We start from the raw sequence: 20,408 nt of genomic DNA, 5'->3' as shown, positions 1-20,408 counted from the left end.
GCCAACCCCCGCCCGCACCTGCACCTGTTGAAGGATCCTCGTATTGACCGCACCCGGACCGCCTACCAGTCCAGCGCGCACCAAGGGCGGCGAACTACGGGCCAAGGTGGCCCGACTGCTGGCCGACCGGGCGGCGGACACGCTCACCATCGGGGACATGGCCCGGCAGCTGGGCCACTCCCACGGCGCCGTCCGCAACGCTGCCCTCACCCTGGTGCGACGCGGCGAGGCCGACCAAGGCGGAACCGGACAACCGGAGTTCCGTGCGAACGCGATAACCGCCGCAGCCGCGCAGACCGCTGTGATCAGCCCACCGGGCACCCACTCTCCCCGCGCCCAGGCGGCCAGGGCCCGCACGACCATTCCCGCAGCAGCCACGCCCAGGCAGACCGGACCGATCCGCCGCGCGGGGGGCCAGGTCTACCACCCCCGGGAGCTGGCCGATCTGCCCGACGTCGAGGCGTTGAATCGCTTGCGCGACGCGGATGTGCCGGTGCTGCTCTACGGTCCTCCGGGCACCGGCAAGACGAGTCTGGTCGAGGCGGCGTTCCCGGACCTGCTCACCGTCGCCGGTGACGGCGACACCACGGTCGGCGACTTGATCGGCGAGTACACGCAGGCCGACAGCGGAGGCTACGTCTTCCAGTACGGTCCGCTGGTCACCGCGATGACCGAGGGCCGCGCCCTGCTGATCGACGATGCCACCTTGATCTCACCGAAGGTCCTGGCGGCGCTGTATCCCGCGATGGACGGGCGCAGGCAGATCCAGGTCAAGGCCCACAAGGGCGAGACCATCAAGGCCGAGCCGGGCTTCTACGTGGTGGCGGGCCACAATCCCGGCGTCCACGGCGCGGTGTTGACGGAGGCGCTCGCGAGCCGGTTCAGCGTGCAGATCCAGATCGGCACGGACTATGACCTCGCCCTGGCCTTGAGGATCGATGCCCGGGTGGTCCGGGTCGCCCGACACCTCGCCCACCAGGTCGAACTCGGCGAGCTGGGCTGGGCCCCCCAACTGCGAGAACTGCTCAGCTACCAGAAGACCGAGGCCGTCCTCGGCACCAAAGCCGCGCTCGCGAACCTGGTCGGCATCGCTCCTGTGGAGGATCGCGACGCCGTCGCCGACGCCGTCATGAAGGCTGTCGGCGTCAAGAAGATCGCTCCTCTCACCCTCGGCAAGCAGCTCCCCGCCTCGGCCGCCCGGCAGCCCCCGGGCAGCACCGGCTCCGCACACCGGGGCCGCCCGCGATGAGCGCCCACCACCACGTCCAGTCCCCCGCCACCACGCCGGACGACGACGCCGACCTCGCGCGCTGGGACGACGACGGCGCCCCGCCCGCACAACCCCGCTCCTCCCCGGCCGCGTGGCTGCGCGTGGGAGCCGAACTCGGCGATCGGCTGGTCGCCCTCTCCGGCCGCCAGGACCTCCTCGTCACCTGCCGCCCCGGCACGCGCAGCGGCGCACCGGCCGCGTTCTTCCCCACTCTGGGCGAGGTCGAGGTCGACGCCCGCCTGTTCGCCCCCCTTGAGCCCCACGAGATCCATCCGCGGATCGTGGGCGACGAGGAGCGCTATCCCGCCGCCTGGGGAGTGTTCGTCCACGAGGCCGCGCACGCGGCCCACTCCCTCTGGACGGCGCCTGCCGGAGCGGACCCCCGTGTCGTCGAGGCCGCGCTCCTACTGGAGGAGAGCCGCGTCGAAGGCGCACATCTGATCACGCGGCCCACGGACCGCACGTACCTGCGCACAAGTGCCCGAACCCTGGTCATGCCCGACATCGCCCACCCCACCCTGAAGGGCATCGGGCACGCCGCCGCCGTGGCGGCCCTGATCCTCGGCCGCCGTGACGTCGGCATCCTGGACGCCGGCGAGACCCGGGCCGTCGCCGATCTATGCGAAAAGGTGCTGGGCGCAGACCTGCTGACCACCCTCACCCGCATCTGGACCGCAGCTCACCAGTGCGCCGACCACGACGCCACGACCATGCTCGCGCGCGGTCAAGAATGGTGCGACGCTCTGGACGCCGCGGCCCCCGCCCTGCCCGTGCCGCAGGGCCTCACCGATCTGCTGTCCGGCGCCGTGGGGGTCGTCATGGACCACGCGGCAGCCACCGACGCGGCCGACCTCGCGGCACAGGACGCAGCGGCCAACGCCATGGCGTCGCGGTCCAAGGCGCAGGCTCAGGACCGCGCCCAGCGAGCCGGCCAGCGACGCAAAGCCGCCGCCACCGCCAAGTCGGTGTTCAACGCTCGTGGCACCACCGTCAACCCCGACGGCACACCGGGGCCCTCCGGCAACCCGGTCACCGGCACCCGCAGGCCCACCGCCGCCGAGCAGAGTGCCGCCGCGCGCCTGAGCCGCGCCCTGCGTGCCGCCGCCTACCGCGAGCGGACCGAGGAGCGGACCACCAGCCCTACCCCGCCCGGCCGCCTCAACATGCGCGCGGCCCTCGCCCGCGACGCTCAGCGCGCAGCCGGATCGATACCGACAGCGGAACCGTTCACCCACACCCGCCGCCGGAACTCCCCCACCCCACCACTGCGGGTGGGTATCGCCGTCGACGTCTCCGGCTCCATGCGTGCCGCCTGCGCGCCCGTCGCGTCCGCTGCCTGGATCGTGGCACGCGCAGCAGCCCTGACCGACCCCGAATCCCTTACCGCCACCATCGCCTACGACAGGCACCTGACCGCACTGATCCGGCCCACCCACCGAGCACCAGAGCGCGTGACGACGTTCGATGCCACCGGCGGCCACCACAACCTCGGCGACGCCATCGACGCACTCGACCACGGCCTCGAACTCAGCCGCCCCGGCGCCGGCCGCCTCCTCGTGATCGTCACCGACGCCCACTACAACAGCGACGAAACCGCTCAAGCCGTCACCCGCGTCAAGCAGCTCACGACCGCCGGCTGCGCCGTACTCCAGCTCACCCTCACCGCGAAGTCCCACCACTTGCCGGGGACCACCTTGCTGCACCTGCCCCAGCCCTCCAGCGCTCCCGTCGCCATCGCCACGGCGGCCACAGACGCCATCCGCAAGACACGCTGAGACGGCGCAGAAGGCGGAAGCGTCCCCGAGACCACCGCCAAGCACTCCAGACCACCTCCGCAGGCCAGCCCATGTCGCGCGCCGCTGAACCCCACCATCAGCCCACTCGACCGCACATACCCGGCCTTAACCCCTGCACAGCCCGCCACGGCAAGGAGATCACCCAGAACATGGCTGTCCGTACATCCTTCGAAGTCGTCCACAGCTGTGGACACACCCAGCCGCATGATCTGTCCGGCCGTCCCGCCGACAAGCGGGCCTCCTTCGCCCGCTGGCTCGCCTCCAAGGAGTGCACCGACTGCTGGAAGGCCGCCCGCGACAACGACAGCGCCAGCAAGGAGGAGTGGCTCGCCGCCAAGCGCGCCGCCGAACAGCAGGCCGCCGCCGACTGGGCCAACCAGTTCGAGATGCCCCCGCTCGAAGGCCCCCAGAAGGCCCTGGACTGGGGCGAACGCTCCCGCCACCAGCTGGTCACCGCCGCCTACACCGCGCTGGTCACCGAAGGCACCTGGGACGAGGCGGACTGGGCCGCACTCGAAGAAAAGATCCGCACGATCACCCGCGCCGGATGGTGGATCGACCAGCGGGACGCCGAAGGCACCGATCTTCCCGAACTTCTCGACGCCGCCACCGAAGCCGACCTCGGCACCGAGAACCCGTTCCGCTGAGGGTCCGGGCGAGCGCTGCGGGCCGGACCGCGCGACGCGTTATACCCCACGATCCCCGGTTAGCAAAACCGGGGATCGTCCGGACCATTGTCCTTCCACCGCCACCCGTGCCGTTCGTGGAAGGACCCCTTTCATGCCCCAACCCGCCCGCCCGCCGTACGTTCCCGCCGACATCCTCACGCCCGAGAGGGACATGGCCCACGGCCACTTCCGGCCCGGCGACCAGGTCGTCATCCTCAAAGGCGTCGCCGGCGGTGAGCTGTGGGGCGATGCCATGACGGTGGTCACCCCGTCCTGGCACACGCCCACCGAGGAGGACGGGTGGCGGCTGCGCGACCCCAACGGCGGGCAGCAGACCTTCGTCACCGCCCACCCCCGCTATCTGGTCCACCTCTCCCGGCGCTGCCCCGACTGCCTGATCTACCTGCGCGCTCTGGAGGACTACCTGATCCCGAAGTTCGCTGACGCGGGCACCGTGATCGACTGCGGGTGGTACTTCACCACCGATAAGAACCAGGTCGTGCACATCGCGGATGCCCGGGCCGGCCGGTGATCCCGTACATCCACGAGGCGGAGTTCTTCCCCTCCATCCCGTTGTCCGCGGCGCTGGACCGTCCGGTCGCCGAGCAGGACGTGCTGGGTGATCTCGTGGTGGCCAGCTCGCCCCTGGACTCCAGCGTCGCCGAGGGCGGCCCGCAGGAGTGGATGTTCGCCGACTGGGAGGAGTACCTCCTCGCGCCACAGGATCTCCACCCGTACGCCGCCGGGCCGAACGCCAACGACCCCGAGATCTTCCATATGGCGGTCCGGCTGCACCCCGCCGACCGGGAACTGCGTCCGCCGGAGTGGGCGGAGATCGCTCAGCGGCTGACGCGTGTCGCCGGCCTCGCACCCGCCGGGGACGAAGACGCCTGCCGCTGGGTCGCGCTGCAGGCCCGCCCCGGACGACTCGACGTGATCGCCAACCTCATCCGTGGCGACGGCGCTTGGACCCGGCAGCCCTACCCCCTCGCCCGGACGCTCATGGAAGAGTGCCGCCGCATCGAGGCCGATCTGGACCTGGTGCCCGCCCAGCCCCACGGTGGTCGCCCGCTGACCGCGCGTCTCTCGGCCCAACGCCCGGGGCTGCCGCGGACGGTGGCGGATCAGTCCCCACCCGCGGTGGCCGCGCAGCTCGCCACGATGATGTGCCAGCTAGCCGACGAGACCAACGGGCCTATCGCCTCGGTGCGCGGTCTGGTCGAACAGGCCGCGCACCGGCTGGAGGAGCTGCCCCACTCCTACGGGCCCGAGGCGGGGCACCGGCTGGAGCTGATCGCCCGGCGTCTATACGGCATCCAGCAGGACCTGGAGGCGACCGCCGCGGATCTGCCCGGCGCCAAGCAGCGCGCCGCCCTGGCCACCCGCCCACCTGCCGCTCCCCGCCCTGCGCCGGCACGCCGCTCCCGCTGAACACCCCCGAGAAAGAACCGCCCTTGGCCCTTGCCGACCGCTATCTGACCCTGCAACGCGACGTGCACTCCGGCGAAGTCCTCGCCCGCGGAGGCGACCCGGAAGCGCACAGCATCCTTCAGCGCACCGGCTTCATCCCCATCGTCCGCGTCCACGAGCGCTACCACCGGCTGCCCACCGGCCTCGACGAAGCCGAGGAGGAACGTCTCGCCACCCGGGCCGTGGCCCGGCTGCGCGCCGTCCATTACCACGTCAACTGCGACGCGGCGTTCGAGACCGAACTGCGCGAGGCGCACTCCCTCCCCCTCGGCGCCTTGGTCGCCCATCAGGCCGAACGCATCCGCAGGCGACCACCACCGAAGAGGTCGCGGACGCCCTGACCGAACTCACCGCCGCCCACGACGGTGTCCTGGCTGCCCTCGACGACGTCCTTGCGGCAACGATCGAGTTCCACCTGGGCCTCGGCGGAGCAGCCGACATCGCCATCGCCGGTCGGCTGCGCTACCTCGCCGAAGGACGCCTTGACGTCATCCGCACCGGCCTCGCCGGGGTGCGTGCCGACCTCGCCGACCGGCACGAACCTCACCCGCAGCGCAGCGTGTGCAGCGCCGAAGTCGGCCCCACCGAGCGCGAAGCCTCCGCCATCTGCGGCTGCCCGCCCCCGCCCCGGACCACCACAACACCCAGCCCGCCGCCCACTGCCCCGGCGCCCGCCGGACGGCGGCGCTGACCCCCATCCCCGAGGAACACATGCACGACCACGAATCCGCCCCCGATCTCGCGTCCTTCGCCATCGCCCTCGCCGACGAACTCCCCGGCAACTGGACCAGTGAGCACCAGAAGCATGCGCACTACCCCGACCAGTTCGCCCGCGCCGAACACGTCTGGGACATGGACCTGGTCGCGCACGCGATAGCCGAGCACGTCCTGGACCAGGACGCGGTCCTCACCCGCGACGATGGCGCCCGCCTGTATGTCATCGCGCGCCCCCGCAGCGGCGAGGAGTTCCTCGTCGGCGCCATCGCCCCGGCCGACATCCACGCGGACGCCTTCCACGCCGTACGAGAGCCCGACGGCATCGCCGTCCCCGACGACCCGGCCCAGGCCACCGCTGACATCACCAACGATCTGCTGCCCCGCTACGAAAAGGCCCTCGCCCAGGTCCACGACAATGCCGCCCGCCTCACCCCGGCCGTGCCCCCAGAACTTGTGGTGATCACGTTGAGCGGGCGGGACTTCCACGTCACCAAGCCCGACCGGGCCGATGCCGCCCAGATCCTCGCCGACAACGGCTGCGTCTACGACGAGGACCATGACGCCTTCATGCTGCCCGGCGAGGACACCGCAGCCCAGGCCGAGGCCATCCAGCGGGCAGCAGCTCAGCTCGTTCAACTCGGCATCGGCATCAGCGTGCGGCTTCCGCAGACCAAGCCCGCCTGGACACCACCCCCGTCGCGGCCCCGTCCAAGTCGCCTGCCCGGCGGCGATAGCCCCCATAAGAAGGGAGAAACCCCGCCCGTGGGCAACAGAGCCGACGACTACGGCAGCGACGTCGAGATCTACCGCAAGCCCCTGACCGACACGATCTATGCCGAGTCCCCCACCGGTGCGCCCGAGCAGCTCCTGGCCCTGCTCGACGCCCTCGGCCTGGAACGCAAGACCACGGTGACGGCTGGCCCCGTCTACACCTGGCACGAAGTCCCCGGCCACCTCAGCGAGGCCGAGCAGAAGCAGGCCGCCACCCGGGCCATCCCCTCCCTGCTCCTGGCCGGATACGTCGTCAACATCCCCGACGACCTCTTCGACCCCACCGCCTACCAGGAAGCGGTCGCGGAGATCCGCAAGCACCGCCACCCCACCGCCGCACCGCCCGCCAGCACCCGGCCCGCGCCTAAGGCCCCCAGCCCCGCCACCCCTGCCCGGCGGTGAACCACAACGCCCCGGAGCCCCCGCCCATGACGCTCGCCGACGAGCACGACGTCGACGTACTGATGTACCACCGCGACGGCACCATCTACGTCGACAGCCGCACCGGCGCCCCCGAACGCCTCCTGGAACTGCTCGACGGCCTCGGCCTCGACCGCCACTGCGCACCCGAGGAAGACGACGAGTGGCATCAAGTCCCCGAGCACTGGGGCGAGATCGCCGTGAAACAGATGGCCGACCGCGCAGTCCTCCTGCTGACCCGCGCCGGATACCGCATCTCCATCGACACCGTCGTCGGCGGCACCGCCCACCAAGCCGCCCGCGCCGCAACACGACCGTCGCCACCGGCCCCAGCCCCTGCGACACCACCCTCCGCAGGAAGCCGCCGCTCCCCCTAACCACCGTCTTCGGTCGGCCCTTGCAAAGGGGCCGACCCCGCCGCCCGAGTGAGACCGCACATCCCCGCACCCGACCACACGCCCCCGCCCATCACCGCCAGCAGAAAGCCGCGCCTGGCCGCAGCCCTGTTCCGCCACTACCTGCGCGCCGTCGCCGTCGGCAGCACAGAGCGCCCCATCCCTTTGGCCGGCGCCCGGCCAGAAGCCACCCTCAGCGAAGCCCGCCGCCTCGGCCGACGCGGCTGACCACCCCTCTCCCTTGCCCCAGGAGGCCCATGACCGACCCGTCCAACTCCGCCGTGAACCTCGCAAAGGACATCGCCTTCCGCTTGCGGGTCCTGGACGAGTACCTCACCGAGGCCACCCCGCGCCACGCTTCCGAGATCCTCAGCGAGGTTCTCGACATCGAAAACGGACTCCTGACCGGGGTGACCCACCTAGTGGAGACCGGCTCCCGGTTCGCCCAGAGCCAGGCCCACCGCGGCATGCTCCCGCCTGAGGTATGGCTCGCGATGGGCCGGGCCGCCAACGAACTCCACAGCGTCGGCACGGATCTTGACGAGCACACCGCCACCATCAAGCAGCTCGGGACACCACCCGCCGCGGTAAGCACCACGCCGCCCAATCCCGTCGCCTCCGCCATGGTCGTCAGGAGGAGCCGGTGAAGAAGCAGCAGCAGTGGACCGGTTGGAGCCCCGGCGCCCAGCAGGCCGAACAGCACTACCTGATCGAGCCCCGCTACCTCGCCGGCGGCGGCGACATCCGCTACGTCAGCGAGTTCCTGCGCGCCTCCGGCTGGAGTGACAAGTCCAAGACCGGCGGACCGCTGGTCTTCGACAGCCCCGACAAGTCCGTCCGCATCGGATACGACCCCTTCACCCAGCCCGGCGGGTGGACGATCTCCGGGAAGACCGCCCCCGGCCAGGAAGCCTGGCACGCCACATTCACGCGCCAGGTGCCCGTGGAGATCGTCGCCGGGTTCACCGACGCGCTCACCCGCCCCCGCTCCGCGCACGCGCCCAACGTGTGGGCTCCCCTGCAAGAGCAGCGCTGGAAGACCGAGCAGGGCCAGCACTTCACCGCCATGAGCCCCGACGGCGGCGCCTGGATGCAGTTCCACCAGTCCGAGCCCGGCGAGGCGCTGTGGTGGGCCGGGGCCCGCAACGAGCACGGCCGGATCTGGGACGCCTCCTTCACCGCCTCCACGCCGATGCACCTCATCCAGGCATTCAGCACCGCGCTGTCCGACCCGCAGCAGGTCATCCGTCCGCGCGGGCATGTACCGCCGTCCACCCGCATCCGCACCACGTCCGTGTCGGTGCGGCCCGACGAGATGTCCGCCTGGCAGCAGACCCGCATCCGAGCTGCCCGCGCCGCCACCTGGGCCCGCAACTCATGGGCCTCCACCCGGCCCCGACACCAGACGCCCACCGCCGGTCCATACGCGCAGGCAGGCTCCCGAGCCCGCCGCTGACCGGCCCCTGGCCCTCCGGCCGCCCCCTGTCCTCGCGCTGAAAGCACCCCGACTTGCCCCACCACGCACCCGATGCCCCCACCCCCGGCCAGATCCGTCAGGCCACGAGCACCCTCGCCGATCTCGCGGCCTACCTCCGCACGCATCCCCCGCTGGAGGACGTACTGCCGCTGCTCGCGCCACTGCTCGACGAGGACGACGGCGTCCCGATCCAGCTCGGCAACATCCTGCGCTGCAGCGAGCACCTCATCGGCCAGCAGGCCGCGTTCCCCCTGAGCGACGAACTCCGTCTGAGCACGGAAGCCTTCCGCGAAGCCGCCCAGGAGGCCACGTACTGGCATGTTCTGCACTGGGACGTCCAGCGGCTGCGTACGCAGACCGGCGCCTCGGAGCGATGAGCGATCCCTACCTGCCCACCCGCGCCAACTCCCCGCACGACATCATCTGGTTCGAGACCCAACCCCGCCATCTCGCCGGACGCGGCGACCCCCGGCACATCACCCAGGCACTGCGGGCCGCGGGCTGGGCGAACCGCTCCGACCCGGCCTTCCCCCACGTCCTGCTGGTCGGCCCCGACCACCGGCACACCGTGGTGCTGGAGCCCGTCCCCGAACCGTACGGGGCATGGTGGCGCGTCCGCGGCCAGGAAGCAGACGGCCGGCGCTGGTACACCGAGTTCGGCGCGAACATCCCCGTGGAGATCCTCGCCCACCTCACCGACGCGCTGCTCGAGCCCGCCCCAGAGCAGACGCCGCCGACCTGGTCGCCCCTTACCGCGGCGGGCTGGTCCTACGAGCGCGACGAACGCGGCAACGAGATCGCCCGCCACCCCGACGGCATCCTCAGCCTGGAGCGGTGGGCCGTCTTGCCGGGTGAGACCTTCCACTGGCGGGCCCAGGCCGCCGTGCCCAACGGCGGCGGTGGCTTTCACCGCATTTGGCACGCCTACCTCGACGACCAGATGCCGCCCCACCTGATCGCCGCGTTCACCAGCGCGCTGGCCAGCGACGAGCCCGTCCAGCGCGGCATGTACGACGTGCCGCACACCCACCTGGTCACCCAGGAACAGCGCGGCCCGCAGGGCGAGGAACTCGCCACCGCGCACGAGGCCCGACTGAAAGCCATCCGCGCAGCCGCCCGAAAGGCCCGCCGCACCGCCGCACTGGCCACGCGGGGTGGCCCGCCTCCCGCCGCGGTTCCCTCAGCCGCTGCCCGGGGCCGGTGAACACAGGCGGGCAGCTCCACCCGTCCGGCCCCCCCGTCCCGGGTCCGCGATCGCTCCCTAGGACCCCGCCTTGCCCACGTACACACTGCCCGCACACGCCCACCAGCTGTACCTGAACCAACTCGCCCTGTACCTCCGCGACAGCAGGTTCATCCACTCCCGGTGGGCCACCTACTCACACGATCACTGCGACCCCGACACGGGCCGGCCCGACGACGAAGTTGCCTACAACCGCCGACAGGCCCAACGGGACTCGGACCTCCTGTCCGCCTTCGGCACGGTGTACTACCACGCCGACACCCTGGTGGATGCCGCGCATCAGCAGCTCGACCAGCTTCCCGACTCCGAGCAGACGCGGCACTTCGCCGGGCAGCTTCGACAGCTGCGCACCAGCACCCAGCAGCTGTACGCCGTGCACCGCCGTTGGATCGACCGTCGCGACGCCCTGCCGGACGGCGCCGGGGGCAGGGCCCACGAAGCGCTGCTCACTGAGTCCTATGCCGAAGCCCGGCCCCACCTCGACCGATGGGCCGACCACGGCCAGGCCGTCCTCGACATCAACACCTTGGCCCGCGAGCAGCTCGGCCCCCAGGCGGCACCGCTCGCTGCCACGCGCGAGGACCATCTGAACGCCGCTCCCGCCACACCCCCGCCAGCGCCCCGCGCCGCGTCCCCCATCGGCCGGATCCGCTGACCGAGCCGGGCGGCACGTCCGCCCGGCTCACCGCCCCCTATCCGTCTTCCGTCTGAGAGCGCTCTTGTCCCCGCCTGCCCAAACGCCCGATGCGATCCACCGCGAGCGGCTGCACCAGCTCGCCGCCTTCCTGCGTGAAAGCGAGCAGATCCTCGCCGACTTCGACGCCTGGCGAGAGGAGCACAGTGACCTCGAAGGCTGGCCGCTCGACGACGACGAGCACAGCCGGCGCGCCGTCAAACGCGACGCGGACACCTGGCGGTCCTTCAACCGCGTCCGCTCCTTCGCCAAGGAACTGCTGGCCACCGCCGAAGTGCAGGTGCAGCAGCTCAATCCCGCGCACATCCAGTCACGCTGGCCCTGGCAGCTGGGCGTCCTCGACTACGCCCTCAAGCGGCTCGGCACGCTTCAGCACGAATGGCTCGAAGCCCGCGACGCGCTGCCCCTGACCGCCAGGCCGGGCAGCTTCGCGTACGACGACGCGCTCGCCGAACGCAACGAGGAAGCCTGGTCCTACCTGAACGACTGGTCCAACCACGGCAAGGCTCTCCTCGAAATCCAGGCCGCCGCCCAGAACCCCCCACCGCGCTCACCGGCTCTGACCTCAGCCACGACGCACGCACGCCCCGCGGCCCCCAGCGCGCCGCCGTCCTCCGTGGTCCGGAGGTGACCGGCGTGCCGCACGACATCGACGTGGTCCTGGTCGCACCCCGCTACCTCGCCGGCCCCGGCGACCCCACCTGGGTCACCGTCCCGCTCCACCGCGCCTGCCACTGGAGCACCGCCGAGGACCCGCTCGTACCCCGAGTCATCCTGACCAGCCCCGACCAGCTCGCCCAACTGCGCATCGCCCCCGACCCCGACCCAGCCGAGCCGTGGTGGACCCTGCGCCACGCCCACCACGGTGACCAACGGGCCTGGTCGATGACCTTCGACGCCCACACTCCGGTCGAGATCATCGCCGCAGTCACCGACGCCCTCACCGACCCCGCCCCACCGCCGATGACGTCCGGCGACCCGTACGCGGTGCTGCACGCGGCAGGCTGGCACGCTCCCCGCCACCACGACGGTCACACCTCCCCCCAGGGCATGACCGCACCCGACGGCATGGCCCGCGTCGACCGCACCATCCACGAAGACGGCCGCACCGCCAACTGGATCGCCGAGACCTCCGTCCACCAGCTCCCCGCGGTCTGGCGCGCATACGTGGACGGCAACACCCCACCGTACCTCGTCTCGGCGCTCTTCGGCGCGCTGGCCGACGAGACGCCCCTGGTCCGAGAACCGCACCGCGTCCCCCACCTGGCTTCCACCCAGGGGCGCACCAGCTCCGGTCAGGTCAGCGCGGACACCCTCGCCTTCGCGCTGGAACGCCGCACCACCTCCCTCGCTCAGCGGCGCACCCCGCCGCCACCGGCCGCTGCGCCCTCCTCGCCGAACGTGCCCAAGCCGCGTCGGCCCCGCTGACCAGCCAGCACCCAACCCCCCTTCTGGAACCGCCCTCTTGCCCCAGCCCTCCTCCACCAAGTCCACCGACGCGACCGACATCGTCTTCAAGATCCTTCTTGGGGCCATCGCCGTCGGCGTTCCCCTGTCCAATCTCGCCTGGCTCGGCGGCCAGATCACCGCCTGGGCCACCGACTCCGAGCCCGGCGCCCCCTACCAGCCCGTTCAAGCCCTCCTGCACCCCGACCAGCTCTGGCCAGACCTGGGAGAAACGTCCCTCCTGATCGGCACGCGCGTCCTGCCCGGCGCCGTATTGCTCGCCCTCGGCATCGCCGCCGCCGTGCTCTACAAGCGGCATAAGAGCGGCAACGGCGGGCGCAAGAAGCGCATCGACGGCATGGCCAAGCACACGGACATCGAGCCCCTGATGTCCAAGGCCATCACCTCCAAAGCCCGCTCGCTGCGCCCGAGTCTGAAGGACGCCAAGCACATCGAAGCCAAGGACACCGGCATCCTCCTGGGCAACCTGCAAGGCACCCGGCATGAGGTGCGCATGGGGTACGAGGACGTCGCGGTCGCGATCATGGCGCCGCGCTCCGGCAAGACCACGTCGCTGGCGATCCCCTCCATCCTGAACGCGCCCGGCCCGGTCCTGCTGACCTCCAACAAGGCGGCGGGCGATGCCTTTACCGCCACGCTCGACGCGCGGGCGGCCGTCGGCCGGACCTGGTCGATGGACCCGCAGCAGATCGCCCACGCCCAGCGCGAGATGTGGTGGAACCCGCTGGCCACCGCCAAGACCCTCGACGGGGCAGGCAGGCTCGCCGGCCACTTCCTCGCCGCGAGCGTGGACGCGAGCCAGCAAGGCGACTTCTGGTCCAAGGCCGGATCCAACATCCTCTCCCAGCTCTTCCTCGCCGCCGCCCTCGACGAGCGCCCCATCACCGACGTAATGCAGTGGCTGGCCTTCCCCGCCGACCGCACCCCGCTGGACATCCTGCGCGACCACGGCTTCACCGCCGTCGCCTCACAGCTCAAGGGCACCGTCGAAGGCCCGCCGGAAACCCGCGACGGCATCTACGAGACCGCGAGGCAGTACGCCGCCGCACTCTTGAACTCGGAGATCGCCGCGTGGGTGACCCCGCAGAAGGACATCGAGGAGTTCCGCCCGGAGGCGTTCGTCACCTCGACCGACACCTTGTACCTGCTCTCCAAGGACGGCGGCGGCGGAGCCAGCGCCCTGATCGCCGCGTGCGCGGACTCCGTGATGCGGGCCGCGACCGCGCAGGCCGAGCGCGCCGGCGGGCGCCTGGACCCGCCGATGCTCGCGATCTTGGATGAGGCCGCGAACGTGTGCAAGATCAGTGACCTGCCGGACCTGTACTCCCACCTGGGCAGCCGCGGGATCATCCCCATCACGATCCTGCAGAGCTACCGCCAGGGCCAGAAAGTCTGGGGGGACGCCGGCATGGACGCCATGTGGTCCGCCTCCACGATCAAGGTGATCGGCTCCGGCATCGACGACCCGGACTTCGCCGACAAGCTCTCCCGGCTGATCGGCGACCACGACGTCGAGACCACCTCCACCTCGCACTCGGAGTCCGGCAAGAGCACCTCGGTGTCGATGCGACAGGAGCGGATCCTGGCCGCCGACGCCATCCGCGCCCTGCCCAAGGGCACCGCGCTCTGCTTCGCCACCGGCATGCGCGCCGCGATGCTCGACCTTCGCCCCTGGTATCTCGAGCCCGGCGCCGACGAACTGTCCGCAGCCTCCGCCCGCGCGTCGAAGGGCATCACCGACCGGGCCGTCGCCAAGGCCGCCCCCAGGCAGTCCGACTTCGACACCGCCGCGTAGACCTCGCCCTTCTCCCTCAGCCGCTCGGCTTCACGCGCCGTCCATCCCGATCTGCGCACCGCCCGTCAGCACACCTGGAACCGCCTATGACACAGCTCCACGAAGTCCCCGACGACTGGAACCCCCGCCATCGCTGCTGCCTGGAATGCGGCAACAGTGACCCCGAGGTCACGCTGCGGGCCATCACCCACCCCGCAACGAACCAGCAGGCCCTCGCCTGCACCAGGCACATCGCGGAAGTTGACGCCGTCCTCGATTCCTTTGCATCCGCGCCGCAACCTCCGGCAGAGCCGCCGATGCTCACCACCGCGCCGGCGCCGACCTCCGCACGCGCCCCTCGACCCCGCTCCCGGGCATGACCGAGCCACCCGCCGACGCGCTGCTGTTCGAGGTGCCGCCACCGCCGACGCCCGTCGAGCGTCTGCTCACCCTCGCCGGCCACTACAGCCAGCACAACGACATGCTCGACCTACTGCTCGCCGACAGCGCCGAGCCCGATCCGGCGACGCACGTCGCCGCTGCACAGGGCCTGGCCGCTGAGACCCTCGCCGTCATCCAGGCCATACGCGATGAACGGCTCTATGAGAGCGCCGAGCTGTCCGACGCCGTCGTCCGGCTCAAACAGCTCGCCTACCTGAGCACGGCCTCCGCCGGCCATGGCCCTCATCTGGCGCGCGAGCTGACCGCTCTGGCCCCCGAAGCCGTCCTGGACAGCGCGACGCGCGTGGCCGGAGAGATACGGCGAAGGCGCTTGAGCAACACCGCGCCGCCCGAGGAACCGCTCTCCGCCGCGCAGCACACGGCCCTGCACGAGATCGCCCGCGGCCACGTCGTGGTCACCGGCTCCGCCGACCGGCAGTACGTCCACCACCGCACGGCACGCGTGCTGATCAGCACGCTGCGGTCCCTGGAAGCGAAGGGCCTGATCGCCCGCAAGGCCAACTCCGCCGCGCCCGCATATATCGGCGGCCCGCCCCAGGACCGCGTGCACCTCACCCCCACCGGAGCCACGGTCCTCGCCACCGTCCTCACCCTGCCCCCGGCCGCCCCAGCGGGCCCCTCACCCCGCCCCGTGACCAGCACGCAGACGGCCACCCGAAGCCGCTGACCCCTCCCGGAGCCCCATGCCCGCACCCGACCTGAACGAACAGATCCAGCAACTCCACTCCCTGGCCCAGGGATTCGAGGAACTGCACGACCGCGTGCGCGACCTCTCCTACTCCCCCGGTACGAACGCGCTGCACCAGATCACTCCGCTTCTACTCAAGGCCCAGGAACTGACCGCCACCGCGCTCGGGCACCTGACGGCGCTGGACAACAGCGCGTACACGCGCCTCACCGGCACCCGCGCGGGTCGGGAAGCGCTGTCCGCCACCGTCGCCGGCGCTTCCCTGGCCTGCACCGACCTCGCCGAAGCCATCTCCGCCAACCCATACGAGGGAGCGTCCTTCGAGGGGTCCCCGGCTGGCGACGCCCAGGTCCGCGCGGCTCGCCACGCCGACGCCATCCCCCGCATGAACGGCCACCTCAAGGACGCCGCCCTGCAGCTCGACGTGGGGGCCACCGCCTGCCTCTACCTTGCCACCAGCATCACCAACAGCCTTCCGACAGCCGCGCCCCGCCCACCGCAGGCCGCCCAGCAGCAGGTCGCGACCAAGCCATCGACAGCCCGCCCGGCACTGCCCCCGGTCACGGCTGCTCCCCCGCGCTCCCGATGACGCCCAGCCCTGTCCCGCCGTTCACCCTGTCCCTTGCTCGCCCTGGAGAGCCGCACGCACCCCACTCGATATCAACTCGCCCGCGCGCTGGCCGACATGATCGCGCCCGACATCGCGATCCGTGACGTCCTCATCGGCTACAAGACCCGCCCGCGAGTCGCCTCCCGCTTCAACCACCGCGGCGGCGGATCCATCCACCACTACCTCACAACGCTGCACACCCGGCTCTACGGCTCATCTGCGGATCCCGGTCCGCTACCGACCGACCTGGACGAACTGCGGCTGACGGCCCTCACCGGCGCCGACGGACATCAGCGGGCGGCTCTTCTCGCTCACCTCGCCACCCAACTGCCCCACACAGCCAACTACCTCAACCGGGCAGGGGACTTTCCGCATCTTCCTGGGTACACCCGCGCCTGGCTGCACGACGCCGCCACCGCGCTACGACACCTTGCCATCCGGGTCAGTCACCTGAGCCCCACCTCCGCCCTCCCCGTGGCCGGCACTGCGGCGGAAACGAGCATCCCGCCTGCGGTGGCCGACGGCGCCGACCCCACGCCGGAGGACATCACCCGCGTCCTGGCCGACTTCATCTCGCCTCAGATCGCGCCGGACGACGTCCTCCTCGACTTCACCCCTCACCTGCGCACCAGCGGGCGCATCACGGCGAGGACAGCGCCCGCACCGGTCTTCGGCGCGCTGCTGCACGCCCGGCTCCACGGTCTGGAAGCCGCATCCGCCCCGCCGCAGCCCTGGCACGAGCTGGGCCGAGCCTCACATGCCACGGACGACCAGCAGCAGGCGGCCCTGCTCTGGCTCTCCGGCCAGCTGCACAGCGCGGGCGACATCCTCGCCTGGGCCCGGGACTGGTCCCACTGGCGTCAGATGCCTCCGGGCATCCACGCCCAACTCGCCAGCGCCACGACGACGGTGCACGAACTCGCCGACGGCATCGGCCGCGCGCCCGCAGACCTTCGCACCACTCCCGCGGCGGCGCCTGTCCCCGCGCGGCCCGTCGCGCCGTCTGCGACACCGGCCCGGCGCTGACTCCCCCTCTTTCCGTGACGCCCCAAGGACGCACCATTTCCGAATCCCCCACCTTCAAATGCATTTCTCTAGGCGCTGGAGTTCAATCCAGCGCCATGCTGGCCCTGTCTGCCAAGGGCGCCCTCCCCAGGGTCGATTACGCGATATTCGCCGATACCGGCTGGGAACCGCAGGCCGTTTACCGGCATCTCGACCGACTGGAGCGGGAGATAGCCGCACCAGCCGGAATTCCCATTCTGCGCGTCTCCTCCGGAAACATCAGAAAAGACGCACTCGACCCGCAACACCGCTTTGCTTCAATGCCTTTGTACATCCTGAACCAGGACGGCAAGCCCGGGATGACCAGGCGCCAATGTACTGGCGAGTACAAAATTAAGCCACTGAAGAAGAAGGTGCGCGAACTACTCGAGTACCCCTATCCGGCTCGCATCCCGAGAGACGTCTATGTGGAGCAGTGGGTCGGCATTTCGACCGATGAATTCCACCGGGCCAAGGACGCGGACGTCAAATACATGCGCAACCGCCATCCACTCATCGATATGGGCTGGTCAAGGGCCGACTGCATAAGGTACTTGACGTCGCTCGGGCTGGCGGACACACCCAAATCGAGCTGCCTGGGTTGCCCGTTTCACGGAAACGCGCAGTGGAGATCCATCCGGGACTCCTCGCCGCAGGAGTGGTCGGACGTGGTGGCCTTCGATGCGGCCATCCGGAATGGAAATGCGCGCGCCAACGCCACAGGCAACCGGCTACTGGGCGAAGCGTTCCTCCACCGCTCACGCGTGCCGCTCGACCAGGCGCCGATCGACCATGTCACCGCCGCCGAATGGGCCGCCCTACAGCAAGAACTCGGCGACAGCGAAGCAGACGCCCAGGATTTGGAAGACGGCGTTATCGACGGCTGCTCCCCGTGGGCCTGCCGCGGTGGAGCCGAGCCGGTTCAGGACGATTTCGGACTGGCCTCTTGATACTCGACCTGTTCGCCGGCCCCGGGGGATGGAGCCAGGCTTTGACCGTGCTCGGTGTGCGGGACGTGGGCCTGGAATGGGACGAGTGGGCGTGCAAAACCCGCTCAGCGGCAGGTCAGTTGACGATCCGCACCGATGTCGCCGCCTATCCTCTCTGGCCGTTCCTCGGCAGGATCACCGGGCTGATCGCAAGCCCGCCGTGCCAGGCATGGTCGATGGCCGGCAAGCGCCTCGGGCTCGTCGACCAGCCCCTGGTCCACCAGGTCGTTGCCGATCTCGCTCAGGGTCTGGACACCCGCGCCAAGCTGCTCGCCGCTTGCCGCGACGAACGCTCCCTGCTTGCCGCCGAACCCATGCGCTACCTGCACGCCCTGCACCAGCACGGCCAGCCGGAGTGGGTCGCGATGGAAGAGGTCCCCGACGTGCTGCCCCTGTGGCGCCAGTACGCCGCGATCCTGCGGACCTGGGGGTACTCGGTCTGGACGGGCGTCTTGAACGCAGCCGACTACGGGGTGCCGCAGACGAGGAGGCGGGCGATCCTGCTCGCCTCGCGCACGCGGACCGCCGAGCCGCCGCCGCCCACACACGCCAAACTCGCCGAGCCCGACTCGCTGTTCGGCCCGGGCCGCGCCCGCTGGATATCCATGGCCGAAGCCCTCGGCTGGGGCGCCACCGACCGTCCCGTACCCACCGTCTGCGCCGGAGGCGGACCCGGGGGCGGGCCCGAACCGTTCCCCTCCGGCTCCCGCAAGACCCTCAGCGACGCCCGCGACCGCGGCACCTGGAAACCGCACCCGCCCGGCAACTCGGCCATCGCTGCAGCGGATGGCCGGGAGGCGAGGGCCGTCCACGCTGAGCACCCCACCGCCCGAGCCATACCTACGGCGTGGCGCTGGACCCTGCGCAACAACAACCAGGCCAACGCCACCGTCCGCACCATCGACGAGCCGGCCGGGACCCTGTTCTTCGGCCACCGGGCCAACGAGTGCGTGTGGCAGGCCGAGCCGGTCACCCCCACACCACCGGGCACCGACCCGGCCCCCGATCCGATCCGGATCACCGCCGCCGAGGCCGGCATCCTGCAGACCTTCCCCGCCGACTATCCCTGGCAGGGCAACAAGGGCCAGATCTTCAGCCAGGTCGGCAACGCGGTCCCGCCCCGGCTCGCAGCCCACCTGCTGGCACCGCACCTCGGCAAGTACCTCACCCCCGACGACTTCACCCTGGCCGCCTAATGCCCCACTCCCTCTCCGACGAGAACGATGACCTGGACGGCCTTCCGCCGCCCCCACCCGTGCACTACGCCGAACAATCCCTGCTCGGCGCCCTCCTGCTGGAGCCTCACCGCCGCGACGAGATCGGGTCGCTGGATCCGGGCCACTTCTCCAACCACACGCACGGCGAGCTGTTCCGCGCCATGCGCACGGCGCCGGCCCCCGACGCCGAGCAGCACCGCACGAGCCCGGCCTGGCTGAACACCGTCCTGGACACGGCCCGCCCGCACGCTCCCGGGCTGACCGCCTCCTACCTGCACACCCTCATCCAGATCTGCCCCTGGCCCCAGCACGCGGCCACGTACGCCCGGATGATCCGCGCCGACCACGCCCGCCGCAGCCTGCGCCTGCACGCCGAGCACCTGGCCCAGACCGCGGTGGACACCACCGTGCCCCACCGCGCGAAGGCCACCGTGCAGCAGGCCGATGCCCTCGCCCGGTTCCTGGACGACCTCTCCGGCCGCTTCGCCTCGCACCCCGGCTCCCTGCCTCGCACCGCGCTGCCGCCGGCACCCGCCAGGGACACGAGCGAGGAAGCCCTCGACGAGGAACGCCTCCTGCTCGCCACCGCGACCGCGTACCCCGCCGAGACCAGTCAGATGCGCTGGCTCGTTTCCGAAGACTTCGCTCTCCCCCTGCACGCGGCGCTGTGGCAGTGCCTGGCCGCGCTCACGCACCGCGGCGAGGCCGTAGACCCGATCACCGTGCTCTGGGAAGCCCAGCACCGCGGCCTGCTCGCACACGACATCGCCCCCGCCGACCTGCTGACTCTGCTCTCCACGCCGGTCGGCTCACCCGAACACTGGGGCGAGAAGGTCCTGCAGCGCGCTCTGCTCACCCGAGCGCAGACCGTCGCCGTCAGCATCGCCGCCTTGACCGACGATCCGGCCAACAGTCCCCACCAGCTGATCACCGGCAGCCGGCGGGCTCTGGCCGACCTCACCGCTCTGCGCTCCCGCTGGCAGCAAGCCACCAGCCCAGCAGTACCGCGTACCGCCCGCCCGGCCCGAACCCCGGCTGCCCCTCGGGCCGGGCCGCCACCGCGGATCGTCCCCACCCCTGTCCGAGCCACCCGCTAGAACCCCCGGTCCGGGCCGACCTCCCCACCGGCCCGGACCGGCGAAACGAGCCCCTATGCCCGACACCGCGCCCGACGCACACGTTCATCTCGCCCTGCACCCACAGCACCCCAGCGCCGTCGTCGCCACCCTCACCGGC

General features: G+C 71.2%; 24 protein-coding genes. 23 read left to right on the top strand and 1 reads right to left on the bottom strand.

The genetic code is table 11. The features are described 5' to 3' along the window. The first annotated feature begins 106 nt into the window (after positions 1-106). The 6 genes from ACH4DX_RS25280 (at position 107) to ACH4DX_RS25255 (ending at position 5,545) form a co-directional block, all read left to right on the top strand. Positions 107-1,249 (top strand): AAA family ATPase, encoded by a 1,143-nt coding sequence (locus ACH4DX_RS25280; RefSeq protein ID WP_398156991.1) that lies wholly within the window; start codon positions 107-109, stop codon positions 1,247-1,249. Then, positions 1,246-3,045: a hypothetical protein gene (locus ACH4DX_RS25275; RefSeq protein ID WP_398156814.1), complete on the top strand. Its 1,800-nt coding sequence runs from the start codon at positions 1,246-1,248 to the stop codon at positions 3,043-3,045. Before ACH4DX_RS25280 ends, ACH4DX_RS25275 begins: the two co-directional genes overlap by 4 nt. A gap of 170 nt (positions 3,046-3,215) precedes the next feature. Beyond that, positions 3,216-3,713 carry a hypothetical protein gene (locus ACH4DX_RS25270; protein ID WP_398156813.1) on the top strand — a complete coding sequence of 166 codons (498 nt, stop codon included), beginning with the start codon at positions 3,216-3,218 and terminating at the stop codon, positions 3,711-3,713. Positions 3,714-3,846: 133 nt separating this feature from the next. After that, positions 3,847-4,266 (top strand): hypothetical protein, encoded by a 420-nt coding sequence (locus ACH4DX_RS25265; RefSeq protein WP_398156812.1) that lies wholly within the window; start codon positions 3,847-3,849, stop codon positions 4,264-4,266. After that, positions 4,263-5,165 carry a hypothetical protein gene (locus ACH4DX_RS25260; RefSeq protein ID WP_398156811.1) on the top strand — a complete coding sequence of 301 codons (903 nt, stop codon included), beginning with the start codon at positions 4,263-4,265 and terminating at the stop codon, positions 5,163-5,165. Before ACH4DX_RS25265 ends, ACH4DX_RS25260 begins: the two co-directional genes overlap by 4 nt. 23 nt (positions 5,166-5,188) lie before the next feature. Continuing rightward, a complete protein-coding gene (locus ACH4DX_RS25255) occupies positions 5,189-5,545 on the top strand; it encodes a hypothetical protein (protein WP_398156810.1) in 357 nt (118 codons plus the stop codon). Here ACH4DX_RS25255 and ACH4DX_RS25250 read toward each other — a convergent pair. Beyond that, on the bottom strand, positions 5,491-5,751 hold the full coding sequence (locus ACH4DX_RS25250; protein ID WP_398156809.1) for a hypothetical protein: 261 nt from the start codon (positions 5,749-5,751) through the stop codon (positions 5,491-5,493). The two genes, ACH4DX_RS25255 and ACH4DX_RS25250, sit on opposite strands and share 55 nt — an antisense overlap. A gap of 164 nt (positions 5,752-5,915) precedes the next feature. On the opposite strand from ACH4DX_RS25250, the gene ACH4DX_RS25245 reads away from it, so the two are divergent. From ACH4DX_RS25245 to ACH4DX_RS25165, 17 genes are all read left to right on the top strand, one after another. Next, positions 5,916-7,094, top strand: coding sequence for a hypothetical protein (locus ACH4DX_RS25245; RefSeq protein WP_398156808.1), 1,179 nt, complete (start codon positions 5,916-5,918; stop codon positions 7,092-7,094). Between the two features lie 26 nt (positions 7,095-7,120). After that, the gene (locus tag ACH4DX_RS25240) at positions 7,121-7,489 is read left to right on the top strand and encodes a hypothetical protein (RefSeq protein WP_398156807.1); all 369 of its coding nucleotides are present in this window, start codon (positions 7,121-7,123) and stop codon (positions 7,487-7,489) included. Between the two features lie 275 nt (positions 7,490-7,764). Then, entirely contained in the window at positions 7,765-8,154 is a 390-nt protein-coding gene (locus ACH4DX_RS25235; RefSeq protein WP_398156806.1) for a hypothetical protein, read from the top strand. Next, complete coding sequence (locus ACH4DX_RS25230) at positions 8,151-8,963, top strand: DUF317 domain-containing protein (protein WP_398156805.1); 813 nt, start codon at positions 8,151-8,153, stop codon at positions 8,961-8,963. Before ACH4DX_RS25235 ends, ACH4DX_RS25230 begins: the two co-directional genes overlap by 4 nt. A gap of 53 nt (positions 8,964-9,016) precedes the next feature. After that, complete coding sequence (locus ACH4DX_RS25225) at positions 9,017-9,361, top strand: hypothetical protein (RefSeq protein WP_398156804.1); 345 nt, start codon at positions 9,017-9,019, stop codon at positions 9,359-9,361. Then, positions 9,358-10,188 (top strand): DUF317 domain-containing protein, encoded by an 831-nt coding sequence (locus tag ACH4DX_RS25220; protein WP_398156803.1) that lies wholly within the window; start codon positions 9,358-9,360, stop codon positions 10,186-10,188. Before ACH4DX_RS25225 ends, ACH4DX_RS25220 begins: the two co-directional genes overlap by 4 nt. 70 nt (positions 10,189-10,258) lie before the next feature. Continuing rightward, on the top strand, positions 10,259-10,882 hold the full coding sequence (locus ACH4DX_RS25215; RefSeq protein ID WP_398156802.1) for a hypothetical protein: 624 nt from the start codon (positions 10,259-10,261) through the stop codon (positions 10,880-10,882). A 64-nt stretch (positions 10,883-10,946) separates the two neighbouring features. Next, a complete protein-coding gene (locus ACH4DX_RS25210) occupies positions 10,947-11,552 on the top strand; it encodes a hypothetical protein (protein WP_398156801.1) in 606 nt (201 codons plus the stop codon). A gap of 5 nt (positions 11,553-11,557) precedes the next feature. Beyond that, complete coding sequence (locus ACH4DX_RS25205; RefSeq protein WP_398156800.1) at positions 11,558-12,349, top strand: DUF317 domain-containing protein; 792 nt, start codon at positions 11,558-11,560, stop codon at positions 12,347-12,349. 37 nt (positions 12,350-12,386) lie between these two features. Next, positions 12,387-14,183, top strand: a complete 1,797-nt coding sequence (locus ACH4DX_RS25200) for a TraM recognition domain-containing protein (protein WP_398156799.1) — start codon at positions 12,387-12,389, stop codon at positions 14,181-14,183. An 86-nt stretch (positions 14,184-14,269) separates the two neighbouring features. Further along, positions 14,270-14,542: a hypothetical protein gene (locus ACH4DX_RS25195; RefSeq protein WP_398156798.1), complete on the top strand. Its 273-nt coding sequence runs from the start codon at positions 14,270-14,272 to the stop codon at positions 14,540-14,542. Then, the gene (locus tag ACH4DX_RS25190; protein ID WP_398156797.1) at positions 14,539-15,291 is read left to right on the top strand and encodes a hypothetical protein; all 753 of its coding nucleotides are present in this window, start codon (positions 14,539-14,541) and stop codon (positions 15,289-15,291) included. The genes ACH4DX_RS25195 and ACH4DX_RS25190 overlap by 4 nt, the downstream gene beginning before the upstream one ends. Before the next feature lie 16 nt (positions 15,292-15,307). Next, positions 15,308-15,901, top strand: a complete 594-nt coding sequence (locus tag ACH4DX_RS25185) for a hypothetical protein (RefSeq protein WP_398156796.1) — start codon at positions 15,308-15,310, stop codon at positions 15,899-15,901. Between the two features lie 33 nt (positions 15,902-15,934). Further along, positions 15,935-16,948, top strand: a complete 1,014-nt coding sequence (locus ACH4DX_RS25180; protein ID WP_398156795.1) for a hypothetical protein — start codon at positions 15,935-15,937, stop codon at positions 16,946-16,948. 95 nt (positions 16,949-17,043) lie between these two features. Continuing rightward, a complete protein-coding gene (locus ACH4DX_RS25175) occupies positions 17,044-17,916 on the top strand; it encodes a hypothetical protein (RefSeq protein ID WP_398156794.1) in 873 nt (290 codons plus the stop codon). After that, entirely contained in the window at positions 17,913-19,151 is a 1,239-nt protein-coding gene (locus ACH4DX_RS25170; RefSeq protein ID WP_398156793.1) for a DNA cytosine methyltransferase, read from the top strand. The genes ACH4DX_RS25175 and ACH4DX_RS25170 overlap by 4 nt, the downstream gene beginning before the upstream one ends. After that, positions 19,151-20,269: a DnaB-like helicase N-terminal domain-containing protein gene (locus tag ACH4DX_RS25165; protein WP_398156792.1), complete on the top strand. Its 1,119-nt coding sequence runs from the start codon at positions 19,151-19,153 to the stop codon at positions 20,267-20,269. Before ACH4DX_RS25170 ends, ACH4DX_RS25165 begins: the two co-directional genes overlap by 1 nt. Positions 20,270-20,408: the final 139 nt, after the last annotated feature.

It is taken from the genome of Streptomyces sp. NPDC017940 (assembly GCF_044328435.1).
Classification (GTDB): Bacteria; Actinomycetota; Actinomycetes; order Streptomycetales; family Streptomycetaceae; genus Streptomyces.
This window is presented reverse-complemented; position numbering and strand designations above follow the sequence as displayed.